This is a genomic window from Chitinophaga sp. Ak27, from assembly GCF_012726295.1.
GTDB lineage: Bacteria > Bacteroidota > Bacteroidia > Chitinophagales > Chitinophagaceae > Chitinophaga.
The window spans coordinates 524,884-537,695 of record NZ_JABAOB010000002.1 but is presented as its reverse complement, the minus strand read 5'-3'; the positions used below and the strand labels follow the sequence as shown (position 1 = coordinate 537,695).

Below are 12,812 nucleotides of genomic sequence, written 5' to 3'. Positions count from 1 at the left end.
AAAATTATATGAGATAACAGTTTAGTATTTCCAAAGGCAAAAAAACCTATCTTCGTCGCTTCATTGCATACATTTTACGATTTATTTGCATTTATGGAACGCTTTCAGGGCATTTTTGGCATTGTCCTCATCCTGGGTATTGCCTTTTTATTTTCCAACAACAGGAGTAAAATAAACTACCGGCTCGTTATTACTGGTATAGGATTACAACTACTGATTGGCCTTTTGGTATTCAAGGTGCCGCCTATTACCTGGTTCTTTAAGAAAGTAGGTGATGCTATGGGTAAGCTGGAAGCATTTGCCGCCAAGGGAGCATCATTCGTATATGGTGGTATCGGCGTATCGCAGCGGGATGGCAGCATCAAGGACTTTGCCGGCGGTGGATTTGTATTTGCCTTCAACGTAACGGCCACAATCATCCTGGTATGTGTGCTGGTAGCGGTATTATATCACTATGGTATTATGCAGCGCGTGGTAGCGGTTATTGCCCGGGCGATGAACTTTGTGATGCGGGTAAGCGGTGCGGAAGCGTTGAGCAATGTGGCCAGCGCTTTTGTAGGCCAGGTAGAAGCCCAGGTAATGATACGTCCGTACCTGTCGAGTATGACGAAAAGTGAAATCCTCGCTTCCATGAGTGGAAGCCTGGCTTGTATAGCGGGTGGTATCCTGGTGGTGTATGCCAACATGGGCTTCCAGGCAGGAATGGATATTGCACCTTTCCTGATTACTGCCAGCCTGATGGCCGCGCCGGGTGCGCTGGTAATTTCCAAGATTGTATTCCCGGAAACAGAGGAGAGCGTGACCATGGGCCGTGTTAAAATGGAAGTAAAGAGCAACTACACCAACGTGATTGATGCCATTTCCCATGGCGCCGGCGATGGTTTTAAGATAGCCATGAACGTTATTGCCATGCTGATCGGCTTTATTGCACTGATTGCACTGGTAGACTGGTGCCTGATCAATATCGGGCATCTGTTTAACCCGAACTTCGACCTGAGCCTGGACTGGATTTTCGGTAAGTTGTTTATGCCGATGGCCTGGGCCATGGGCGTACCTAAAGAAGATGTACAAAGCGTGGCTACGCTGCTGGGGCAAAAGCTGACCATCAATGAGTTTGTTGCGTTTAAAAGCCTGACCAGTCATAATGTACCGGTGATATCTGCCAAAGGAGTTGCTATTGTTACCATTGCCATTGCGGGCTTTGCCAACTTCAGCAGCGTAGGTATGCAGATCGGCGGTATTGGGGAACTGGCGCCAGACCGGAGAACAGACCTGGCTAAACTGGGATTAAAAGCGTTGTTATGTGGTACGTTGGCCTCTTATATGTCGGCCACCATTGCAGGTATGCTGATCTAACAGCGCACATCTATCATATGCTGAAAGCTGGTCAATTTGATCAGCTTTTTTTATGCTGTCAGCAGGCATATATCTCCATAAAAAAACAGTGGATAGCACGTAGCCAGCCACTGTTTTAAGATATTTATCGGAAAAATATTTCAAAAAAAAGGGTAGACGAAGCCCGGGTAAAGCAATTGCCCACCTTCGTTTGCCTGTATCCGGTTCCGGGATCAGACTACTCGAGTCTTTTCACCAGGTCGGCCTGTACAGCTGTCCATGCAGGACCCTGGCCAGATTCCTCCCAGAAGTTCTTCATCTCAGAACCGGCAACAATCTTATTTACCACAGCAATGGCCTGATTCCGGAGCGCGCGGGTAGCAATCAGATTTAAGACGTCCAGCTTTTCCAGCGGGTCTTCGGGAAAGTCTTCACTGGGACGGCTCACCAGTGCCGCCACTGTTTCTGCTGCTGCCAACGCCTCTTCACAATCCGGTATCTCCAGTGTTTCGATGTTGTTCATGATACGTATTAACGTATCCGTCACCAATCCACCGTCTTTGTTGTCTATCAGGTCAAATATCCAATCCTGTGATCCTTCATTTTCAAAATTCCTGGTGCCCCATGCGCCCATAGTGTTTACGTTTTTTTATTTTTTATAGAATAAAGAATAAAGTTGTCGGATTCTTTTACAACAATTAAACCAGTCAGCTAGTTCAGGCTCCTGAAATCTACCGGTACCAGCTTACTTACCCCCGGTTCCTGCATGGTAACACCGTAAATCACGTCTACAGCGGCCATGGTTTGCTTGTTGTGTGTTACAATAATAAATTGTGAATTATCGGAAAACTTCCTGATCATGTTAGTGAACTTGCCCACATTGGCATCATCCAGTGGCGCATCCACCTCATCGAGGATACAGAAGGGCGCAGGTTTGATCAGGTAAATGGCAAACAGCAGCGCGGTAGCGGTCAGGGTTTTCTCCCCTCCCGACAGCTGTGTAATAGCCGCGGGGCGTTTACCTTTTGGTTTCGCGATAATTTCAATACCGGTATCGGCCAGGTTTTCCGGATCGCTCAGGATCATATCGCACTGGTCTTCTTCGGTAAACAAGGCCTTAAATACACGGATAAAGTTTTCCTTTACCTGGTTAAAAGTATCGAGGAACTTCTGGTTGGCGGTTGACTCTACCTCCTGGATAGTAGCCAGGAGAGAGTCTTTTGCATTTACCAGGTCGGTCTTTTGTTCCAGGATAAATTCATATCTCTTTTTCATTTCCTGGTAAGCTTCGATGGCGGTAGGGTTAATTTCACCCATATTCTCCATGCGCTTTTTGAGTCGCTCGGCACTGGCCTGCAGCTCTTCCACCGGCAGTTCGGAACTCCGCTGTTCATCAATGATTTCATCGAGGTTCACTTTAAACTCCACGCTGAGCCTTTCCTTCATGGTGGTCAGTTGCAGTTTCAGCTCATTCACTTTATCCTTGATGGTGTTGAGTTGTTGTTCCAGTTGCTCTTTGGCCCGTTGTTTTGTTCTCAGCGTGCTTTCCAGCTCCTGCAGGTGGTTACGGAAATTATAATATTCCTGGTCTTTTTCGTTGAGGGCTTTTTCGTCTTCCTCCCGCTGGCGGAATAGCTCTACCAGTCCATCATCTGCGTGGCTCAATTTTTCCACGACGATAGCAATATTGGCGACCGCATCTTCCAGCTGTGTTTTATTGCTGGTGATTTGGGTGTGGAGGTCGGTCAGTTGTTTGCGTTTAAATTCCAGTTCCTGCTTGAGGGCCTGTACCTTGCTCTGCTGGCGGGTATGTTGCAGGTTTTGGTTATTAAACTGTACGGTGGCCATGTTAAACTGTTGTTCCGCCTCCTGGGCCATCCGGTCGGCATCTGCGATGCTGTCCTGCAGTTCGGCTACTCTTTCATTCAGGCTATCGAGTTCGTCTTTTACACCGGAAATACTTTCCTGGTTGGTTTCCAGGGATTGCTGCATTTCTTCGAGGCGTTTATCGCCGGCTTCGATGAGGTGATGAAAATTTTCAATCCGGTTCTGAAGGCCAAAGAGCTGATTGCTCAGTTGGTTTACCTTTTCCCGGGCGGCATTAAGGTTACTTTCGTTTAACTGGCTGTTATATCCGAGTACTTCGTTGTGTTTGTCTTGCAAAGCCACTCTCAGCCGGCCTACTACCGCTTCGAGGTCTTTGATTTCTACTTCCAGCTTTTCCAGGTTCTTGGCCCTTCCCAGCTTTTTGCCTTCAAAGAGTCCTACGGAACCGCCGCTGATATTATATTTACCGCGATGCATGCGGCCGGATTTCTCTACCAACAGCATTCTTTCGTCGGCCAGCTGGCTGAATTCCAGGCGGGTAAGGTCTTCCCCGATAAATACTTTACCGAGCAGGTGCTGCCCCAGGCCTTTATATTTTTCTTCTATTTCCACCACGTCCAGCGCAGGGATGGTGCCGGGAGGCGCCAGCAGCGGCGTGGAGTCGGTCCGGAACTGATCCAGGATAAAGAAGTTGGCTTTCCCTTTTTTGTTACTGTCGAGCAACTGGATGGCCTGTACCGCCTCGTGCACATTATTGACTACGTAGTAGCTCAGGTAAGGCTCGAGGAGATTTTCCACGCAGGTACGGTATTCTTCCTTACAGAAAAATATATCGCTGAGGATGGGGGCATTATTATTCCAGTCGGGATTCTTTTTCAGGAACTTGATACTTTCGGGATAGCCTTCCAGGCTGTCTACCAGCGATTTGAGGAGGTCGTATTCGTTCTTTTTGGAATCGAGGCTACGGTTTTCATCCACCAGCTTATCGCGGAGGCCTTCAATATCGGATTGGGTAGCGAGGATCTTGCTTTTGGTTTCTTCCTGGAAGCGGACCATATTATCCAGCTCTGTTTTGCTGGTATCCAGCGTTGTTTGCAGGGCTGTTTTCTCTGTTTCCAGTTGCGCAATTTGTTGCAGGCGATTGGCTTTTTCTTCCTGGAGCTGCTGCATACTCCGTTGCAGGTTCATCACGGAAGTATCGGCTACGGCTACTTTCTTTTCGGCTTCGAACTGTTGGCGCTGCCAGCGTTGCTGGTCGTTGCGCAGGGTTTCGAGGGCCTGCTTCTTTTGATGGAAGCGTTCTTTCTTTTCCTCCACCATGTCGCGCAATGTTTCCAGTTCGTCGGTCATGGTTTCGAACACTTCGTTCTCTTCTACCACCTGTTTCTCTGTAAACTCAATAGAGGTGGTGAGTCCCTGTAATTGTCCTTCCGCACTGTTGAGGAAGTCGTTGATATTTTTTTCCCGTTCCCGCAGGTAGGTCAGTTGCTGCGTGGCGAGGTTTTTATCGTTTTCTTTTGTTCGGATGGTGGATACTAGCTCATTAAAAGATTTCTGCATGGATTGCAGTTCTCTTTCTTTGGCTACGAAATGGAGCTTATCCTGTTCCACGGCCGCTTCAGCGGTGAGAATTTCCGTTTCCAGGGCCAGTTTACGGTCGCTTTCCGCCTGTTGGGTGTCCGATAGTTCCTTGAAGGTGATGTTAAATCCTTCCAGGGCGGCTTTGGCCAATTCTATGCTGATATCGCGGTATTCCTTTTTCACCTCGTAGAAGCGTTCGGCTTTGCGGGCCTGGCTTTCCAGGGTTTTGAGGTTGTTGTTGATCTCGAACAGGAGGTCTTCAATGCGGTTCAGATCCCCTTCGGTGGCATCCAGCTTGGATTTGGCTTCCTTTTTACGGGTTTTATAGATGGATATACCGGCGGCCTGTTCCAGCATCCGGCGACGGCTGTTTTCCTTATCCTTGATAATATCGTCTACCATTCCCAGTTCGATGATGGCATAGGAGTCGGTGCTCACGCCGGTGTCCATGAACAGGTTATGGATATCTTTCAGGCGGCAGGCAACGTCGTTAAGACGGTATTCGCTATCGCCATTTTTGTAAAATTTCCGTGTAATCGTCACCGTGGTAAACTCGGTGGGGAGTACATTTTTGGTATTCTCGAAAGTGAGGCTCACTTCTGCCATTCCGCTGGCGGAACGGCTTTTGGACCCATTGAATACCAGGCCAGCCTGGTTATCAGATCTGAGGTTGCTGATTTTATGTTCGCCGATTACCCAGCGAATGGAGTCGATGATATTACTTTTGCCACAACCGTTTGGCCCAATCACACCGGTGATGCCTTCGTCAAACTGCAAAACGGTTTTATCTGCAAAACTTTTAAAGCCTTTAATTTCTAGTGTTTTTAAGCGCACGTCGTACTCCGAGGTTTTTTAAGGCGTCAAAGATATAATTTTAAATCAAAAAGTAATTTAAGTGAGAAGCCATAATATACCGTAATTATTTATACACAATTGCCGGCCAATAGCCTCTGTCCGCAGTATGCCGCGACCACCTAAGAGTCTGATTATAAATATAGTAAAAAGAACAATTACAATTAAATTTGGTGTTGGAAAAAACCGAAAAGCTTTTCCCTATCTTTGGCCATCAAAAACCCGTATACGTTTGCATACAGAACAGCGAATCAATAACATTAAAAACTTCCTTTATAGTTATCATTTCAGCAACGGTATGCGTACCACCATCAGTGTGGTTGTACCTTCGCTGGTATTTGCGTATTTCGATGAGCTGGGACTGGGCATCGCCATGTCGATGGGGGCACTGTGTACCGCCCTTAGTGATGTACCGGGCACTATTATCCATAAACGGAATGGGCTGATCATCAGTACCATTCTCATTTTCTTTACTGCGTTGGGTACCGGCCTGCTGATACCTTACCCGATCCCGATGGCCATCTGGATAATTGTTTGTTGCTTTGTTTTTGCCATGATGCTGGTATACGGGAACCGGGGCGGCAATATAGGCACCGGCTGTTTACTCGTGATGGTATCCATACTGGGCGAAACCCAGCTCACGCCGCAACTCACACTCCTGCATGCTTCTATGGTATTGCTGGGCAGCATCTGGTATGCCGCACTGGCGCTGGTGTTATGGCAGATACGCCCCTATCTCAACGTACAGCAGGCCTTGGGCGATTGTATCACCCAAACTGCCCGCTACCTGGAGCAACGGGCCAATTTTTATACGCCGGGCGTCAATGTGATCGACAACTATAAGGCGGTGCTGGCGCAACAGGTGATCGTCAACGAAAAACAAGAGAATGTACGGGAGCTGCTGCTGAAAAGGCGTTCTGCCCAACAAGGAACCACTAGCATCAACAAAAGCATGGTGCTTATTTTTCTGGATATGGTAGACCTCCAAGAACAGATCATGGCCTCGCAAACAGACTACAACGCCCTGCAGGCCGATTTTAAAGACCTGGATATCCTGGAAAAATTCCATACCCTCATCCTGGCTTTTGTGCAGGAGCTGCGTAATATCGGTATAGCCGTAGCTGCCGGCCAGCGCTCCTTACCTAAAAACAACCTGAAGGCAGAAATGGAAAAGGTAAAGCAAGCCATTGCCGACATTACCCTGCAACTCCCCACCCTCAAGGAAAGAACCCGCACCATCCCGCTCACCAACATCCTGCAAAACCTGCAGGATATGGCGCAGCGCATTTATAACCTGCATCGCCTCACCCGGTTGGAGCGATTGAAAGACGAGTCGATAGATCCAAAGTTGGAGCTGTCGAAATTTACCACCCGCCAGAAATATGACTTTGAAACATTCCGGGATAACCTTACGTTCAAGTCGCATATCTTCCGGCATGCCATCCGCGTAAGCCTGGCTACCGTGGCGGGTTATGGGCTGGGAATCGCCCTGCACCTGGACCGGGTATACTGGATTTTGCTGACTGTAGTAGTGATCCTGAAGCCAGGTTTCGGGCTTACCAAATCGCGGAGCATCCAACGCCTGATAGGCACCGTTACCGGCGCCCTATTTGCCGCGGGGCTGCTGTACGTTACCCACAACAATACCGTGATCTTTATCATGATGCTGCTCTGTATCCTGGGCGCTTATAGCTTCATGACCATCCAGTATACGTTGAGTGTATTTTTCACTACGCCCTTTGTCATTTTCCTGTTGCATTTCCTGCATCCGTCAGACCTGTACAACCTTACCCAGCGGGTGCTGGACACCTTTATCGGCGGTGGCCTGGCCTTTTTCGCCAACATGCTGCTATGGCCCACCTGGGAGCATAACTTCCTGCCGGATTATATGAAGAAGATGATGAGTGCCAGCAGCAAGTATTTTGAGCTGGTAATGCGGGCCTATTCCAACGAAAAGGTAGCTGTTGTCGATTTTAAGCTGGCCAGGAAAGATACCTATGTGGCCTCTGCCAATATGATGGCGGCCTTCCAGCGAATGCTGTCAGAACCCAAGAGCAAGCAAAAGAATCCGTCGGAAGTATATCACTACGTGGTACTGAATCATACCCTTACCTCTCATACCGCTACGCTGGCGGCTTACAGCATGCATCATGGCGTACAGTTTCCCCGCCCGGAATACCGCGAAATCACGGATTACTTGTTGCATTACATGGATCAGCTCCAACTGATGATGGACCCGGCTACCAGCGCCAATGCGCAGCCATCTCCCATTGTACACGCCTTTGACCGGCTCGATGCGCACCTGGAAAGCCTGGTGCACCAGCGCCAGCAGGAAATTAATGAAGGCAAAGGAGCTACTCCGGTGAGAGATGAGATGCTGGAAACAAAACAGGTGCATGATCAACTGGTTGCCATCCTGTCGCTGATGAAGGATATGAGTAAAGCGCTGGGGCAGATAAAATTTTGAAAATTTTATTGCGGCATATCGTTATAAGTAATTAATAATGAGATATTTAAAACAAGCGCCGGTAAGCATATTACCGGCGCTTGTTTTTTTATTAAGTTATCTCCTTTAATCTTCTCCTAAAATCGTAAACTGGTCGGTTACGGGCGTTAACGCAGCCAGTATCCTGTCGAAGAAGGCAGGGCCTTCCTGGGCAAACCAAGGCATAAAGTTTTCCTTACGTTCCTGGAGGGAGCCGGCAGGGAACCACCTGTTTTTAACGCCCCTGATCTGGTCAGTTTGCCAGGCAAACTTTTTCTTTTCTGCCCGCAGGAATTTATGTTCCAGTTTACCGATGGCTTTGAGCGCCCGCTTCCTTTCTGTAGCGGTAGTAGCCACCAGGGTTACATCAATATTACGCGCCTTGGCTTCCAGGGCATCGAATAAGTGTTCCACCGCGGTATATTCATCCTTCAATACCAGCGATGTGTTAGTATGTTGTTTCACATAGTCGTTCACGATATCTTCCGTTGGCTTGAACAACATGGTAGCGTTGAGTCCCAGTTTATGCATACGCTGCATAGACGGCTGGTCGGTGAGCAGCAGGGAATTGCGCAGCAGCAGCACCGGGTAAGGCACGCCGTAGTGGGCAAACAGCTGTTTCAGTTCCAGCCAGTAGGCAATTTCGCCGCCACCGCCAATAAACGCGATGTTGGGCAGGATCGTTTCCTGGAACATGCCGCGTAAAATAACATTGGGACTAAATCTTTCGGGGTGTGCTTCCAGTTCTGCTTCGAGAGAGCTGGCGGTGAAAGTCAACGAGGTGTGTAATACTTTCCACTCCCCGCCTTCCTGCACAATACGTTCCCGGCTGCCGTCCTGCAGGTAGAACAGGTTTATTTCCCTGGGATTGGCCTGTACTTTATAATGTGTCGACAATTTTTCCATGGTCTCATTTACGATTGCATGGGAGGCCTGGTGGAAGAGTTCATCCTTCATAACGGGAATGTACAAACGCTTCAGGGCAGCATTATCGGGAACCAGCACTACCAGGCCAAAGCGGCCAAAGAGCGCGTGTACCAGGTATAAAGTGGCCTCCTGGATATTGCGGTGTTCGAGGTAGGCTTTCTGGAGCAGTTCCATCAGCCCGGCGCCGTGGGGGGCATAGCCCAGCGATTGCTTTACTTCGGTGAGCAGCGCTTCCAGTCCGCCCGGATGCATACGTCCTACAGCGCCCTGCTGGCCGGTATTCCAGGTAAGGGTTTTACCATCGAGGTAGATGCTGCCCAGTTCTTCCAGGTCGGCATCTTCACTACCCATATAATATACCGGTACAAAGTGGTGCTGCGGATATTGTTGTTTCAGCTCCTGGCAAAGCTTAATCGTTTGCAGGATCTTATAGGCGAAATAAAGGTACCCAGTGAAGATGTTGGGTTGATGGGCGGTACACACCGTAAAGGTAGTGGGTTGCAGCAGCGCCGTAACATTATCCTGTACGGCTTTTGCCGGTTCGAGTGAAGCATACTGTTGTTCCAAAGCCTTTACCAGTTCGGCTCGCGGTGTATTAAACCCTTGCCTGGCCTGGATGGCCGCTCCAAAGTCCGGATGTACGGGAGAATAGGTATAAAACGGTCTGATCTGCGAATGCTCGGCTAAAAAATCTGTTACCAGCTGGTTGAAATAACCAGTTTTCCCATAAGGAATATACTCCAGCATATTGAGTTGTGAATTACAAATGATCAATTATAGAACGATGCGTGCCAATACATCGAAATTTTTGAATGTACGAAGTTAGTTAAATAGTTAGAACGTGATCCAAAATTAATTTTTCGGTTCGCCATCCGTGATTTATTTATATATTCAATTTTAGTAGTATATTCAATTTAGCACTAAATGCATTCATTATGATTTGGACTCTGATAATTGGCGGCATTGCAGGATGGTTGGCCGGTAAAATTATGCGTGGAGAAGGATTTGGGATTATTATAGACATCGTTGTGGGTGTTATTGGCGGCTGGTTTGGCGGCTGGATATTTGGCCGGCTGGGCATACACATGGGCAGCAGCCTTATTGGCTCACTGCTCACCGCTTTAGTCGGATCTATTATCCTGATCTGGCTGATCAGGCTTATTAAACGGGGCTAAGTAATTACTCCATTATTACCGTCACATGCAACACCTTTTCCCGGAGAGGTGTTGCATATTTATTTTCCGTCGCTGACGACCGTATTGCTTTGGCCCCTGATTTGACGGATCTCTCCCCAAAAACACCCCATCCATGAAAATAGCTATACTGGCGCCGGTAGCCTGGCGTACGCCTCCCCGGCATTATGGTCCCTGGGAACAAATGGCCAGCAACCTGGCAGAAGGACTGGTAGCCCGGGGCGTTGATGTAACCCTCTTTGCTACGGGCGATTCACATACCAGCGGACATCTGGCGGCCATCTGTCCCCAAGGGTATGAAGAAGACCGGGACGCCGATGCCAAAGTAACCGAGTGTATGCATATCAGTTATTTCATGGAACAGGCGGGGAATTTTGATATCCTGCACAGCCATTTCGATTTCTTACCCCTTACCTATTCACGGTTGGTGAAAACGCCGATGGTGACCACCATCCACGGCTTTTCTTCTCCCAAAATAATCCCGGTATACCAGCGGTATAACGATGTAGGCCGGTATGTATCTATCAGTAATGCCGACCGCCATCCGGCGCTGCAATATGCGGCTACTATTTACAACGGGATCAATACTGCTGATTTTCCTTACGAACCTGAGGCAGATAAGTACTTACTGTATTACGGGCGTATCCACCCGGATAAGGGCGCGCACGAAGCCATCCAGGTGGCGCGGCATACCGGGTTACAGCTCGTGATAGCAGGTATTATACAAGATGAGCGGTACTACCGGGAAAGAGTACTGCCGTTTGTTGACCAGGAGCAGATCAAGTTTTTGGGACCCGTTGGCGGCGCCCAGCGTAGCGCCTTGCTGGGTAAGGCTTTAGCGTTACTGCACCTGATTCGTTTCGAGGAACCGTTTGGGCTGAGTGTAGCGGAGGCCATGCTTTGTGGCACTCCCGTGATCGCCTTCAACCGCGGAGCGATGCCGGAGCTGATCATAGACGGACAAACCGGCTTCCTGGTCAACAGCCTCCCCGAGGCCATAGCGCGCGTGGCCGCCTTACAGTCCATCAGCCGGGAGCAATGTCATGTACATGCCCGGGAAAATTTCAGTATGGAAAAAATGGTGGCGCAATACCTGGCATTGTATGCCCGTATGTAGTTTTCGGGGGAGATTTAGACACCATCGGCTTTTATCTGGGAGAGCAATTTCTCGAGGTTTACGGCGGCAAATCCCGACGCGTAGTCAGATAAACCATAAGGGATAATGAGTTCGTCGTTATGTACCATGGAGCCGCAGGAGTACAACACGTTGGGTACGTATCCTTCCCGCTCATCTTTATTGGGCATGAGCAGGGGCTCTCGCAGGCGGCCTATCTCCCGGCCCGGATCGTTGAGGTCGAGCAAACTGGCTCCTATGCAGTAAGTACGCATAGAGCCAACGCCATGGGTAATCACCAGCCATCCTTCGGGTGTTTCTATCGGCGAGCCGCAATTTCCTACCTGTACAAATTCCCACGCATATTTAGGGCGGTGTAACAGTCGTGGATTTTCCCAGATATTGATCTTATCGGAATACATGATGTAGCCGTTGATACCGTCAATACGGGAAATCATGACGTATTTACCGTTTATCTTGCGGGGAAACAGCGCCAGGTTCTTGTTCTGTGCGCCTTCTCCGTAAAGCGGCATGATGTTGAAATTATAGAAGTCTTTTGTTTGCAGCAGTTTGGGCTGAATGGTAATCCCATCGTACGCCGTGTAGGTGGCATAATAGGTTACATTACCATTTTCGCTGGTATACTTCACGAAGCGGGCATCTTCTATCCCCCTGCTTTCCGCTTCTGAATAGGGAAAAATAACCCGGTCGGACAAGTCGGTATCGAGTGAAAAATTCAGCTCATAGTAGGAGTCTGCCAACCATAGCATTCTTTCCAGGCCTTTCTTCAGGAGGTGGTCTACCTGGAATCGCTGCTGCATTTCCCGGATTACTTTTTTGAGGGACAGGTACTCGAACTCATCGGGCAGGCTGTTTTGTATTTCCTGCATAACGGAGTCCGGCAAGCGGATAGATACGGCGTTTTGAAAGAAAGTGTGTTTCTGGTACCTGGAATTGCGGATAATTTCTGCCTCATCCACATAGTTGCCGGGCGATACCAGGGAGATTTCGTTATTTTTATTGATGACACCGGAGCGAAAGGCAATGGAAGAAACGTGTCCTTCTCCCACGGCCCGGAAGCTCATGATCACGCGTTTTTCGCCTTCTTCCAGTCCGCTCTGGTCTATATCTTCGATGAGGGAGGGATTGAAAAAGGCGGCAGATTCGATTGAATATTCGTTGGTGAAATAAGAGCCTGTCAACAACTTTCGTTTGTGTGACAGGCTATCATAATTCAGGTTGAGGCTGGGAAAGAGGTGGCGGAGCCGGTCGGCATGCCGTTCAAAAATGCGTGTAATATTTCTATGGCGACGGGAGAACTCTCTTAGTATAGGCATAATAGTTATGTCTACTTCCGCATCGCTCATGGCGGCTACCAATTGAATGATGGATTTAGCCCTGGCTTCTCCGTTGAAGAAAAATCTTGCTACCACCCGTTTCAGATCGGGGTAAATCTTGGTAGATTTCCGCTCTATTGACAGTCGCATGTTACTGATTT

8 protein-coding genes are annotated in these 12,812 nt (G+C 48.7%); 4 read left to right on the top strand and 4 right to left on the bottom strand.

Annotated elements, in window-relative coordinates; translation table 11 throughout:
* Window positions 1–93 precede the first annotated feature (93 nt).
* Window positions 94–1,356, top strand: a complete 1,263-nt coding sequence (locus tag HGH90_RS09965; RefSeq protein WP_168764138.1) for a NupC/NupG family nucleoside CNT transporter — start codon at window positions 94–96, stop codon at window positions 1,354–1,356.
* A gap of 217 nt (window positions 1,357–1,573) precedes the next feature.
* On the opposite strand, the gene HGH90_RS09960 is transcribed toward HGH90_RS09965, so the two are convergent.
* Entirely contained in the window at window positions 1,574–1,969 is a 396-nt protein-coding gene (locus HGH90_RS09960) for a DUF4259 domain-containing protein (RefSeq protein ID WP_169190987.1), read from the bottom strand.
* 77 nt (window positions 1,970–2,046) lie between these two features.
* Window positions 2,047–5,577 (bottom strand): chromosome segregation protein SMC, encoded by a 3,531-nt coding sequence (gene smc / locus HGH90_RS09955; RefSeq protein WP_169190986.1) that lies wholly within the window; start codon window positions 5,575–5,577, stop codon window positions 2,047–2,049.
* Window positions 5,578–5,827: 250 nt separating this feature from the next.
* Here smc and HGH90_RS09950 point away from each other — a divergent pair, with 250 nt between their 5' ends.
* Window positions 5,828–8,062: an FUSC family protein gene (locus tag HGH90_RS09950; RefSeq protein WP_169190985.1), complete on the top strand. Its 2,235-nt coding sequence runs from the start codon at window positions 5,828–5,830 to the stop codon at window positions 8,060–8,062.
* Window positions 8,063–8,167: 105 nt separating this feature from the next.
* Here HGH90_RS09950 and bshC read toward each other — a convergent pair whose 3' ends face one another.
* Complete coding sequence (bshC, locus tag HGH90_RS09945) at window positions 8,168–9,754, bottom strand: bacillithiol biosynthesis cysteine-adding enzyme BshC (RefSeq protein WP_169190984.1); 1,587 nt, start codon at window positions 9,752–9,754, stop codon at window positions 8,168–8,170.
* A gap of 188 nt (window positions 9,755–9,942) precedes the next feature.
* Between bshC and HGH90_RS09940 the strand changes: the two genes are divergently transcribed.
* Entirely contained in the window at window positions 9,943–10,182 is a 240-nt protein-coding gene (locus HGH90_RS09940) for a GlsB/YeaQ/YmgE family stress response membrane protein (RefSeq protein ID WP_168764143.1), read from the top strand.
* 133 nt (window positions 10,183–10,315) lie between these two features.
* Window positions 10,316–11,317, top strand: coding sequence for a glycosyltransferase family 4 protein (locus tag HGH90_RS09935; protein ID WP_169190983.1), 1,002 nt, complete (start codon window positions 10,316–10,318; stop codon window positions 11,315–11,317).
* A gap of 14 nt (window positions 11,318–11,331) precedes the next feature.
* Here the strand turns inward: HGH90_RS09935 and HGH90_RS09930 are convergent, their stop codons facing one another.
* Complete coding sequence (locus HGH90_RS09930) at window positions 11,332–12,801, bottom strand: glycoside hydrolase family 130 protein (RefSeq protein ID WP_169190982.1); 1,470 nt, start codon at window positions 12,799–12,801, stop codon at window positions 11,332–11,334.
* Window positions 12,802–12,812 lie beyond the last annotated feature (11 nt).

Excerpts from the sequence above, each read along its gene's own strand:
- HGH90_RS09965 (WP_168764138.1), top strand. The coding sequence starts at position 94 with ATGGAACGCTTTCAGGGCATTTTTGGCATTGTCCTCATCCTGGGTATT.
- HGH90_RS09960 (WP_169190987.1), bottom strand. The coding sequence starts at position 1,969 with ATGGGCGCATGGGGCACCAGGAATTTTGAAAATGAAGGATCACAGGAT.
- bshC (WP_169190984.1), bottom strand. The coding sequence starts at position 9,754 with ATGCTGGAGTATATTCCTTATGGGAAAACTGGTTATTTCAACCAGCTG.
- HGH90_RS09940 (WP_168764143.1), top strand. The coding sequence starts at position 9,943 with ATGATTTGGACTCTGATAATTGGCGGCATTGCAGGATGGTTGGCCGGT.
- HGH90_RS09935 (WP_169190983.1), top strand. The coding sequence starts at position 10,316 with ATGAAAATAGCTATACTGGCGCCGGTAGCCTGGCGTACGCCTCCCCGG.
- HGH90_RS09930 (WP_169190982.1), bottom strand. The coding sequence starts at position 12,801 with ATGCGACTGTCAATAGAGCGGAAATCTACCAAGATTTACCCCGATCTG.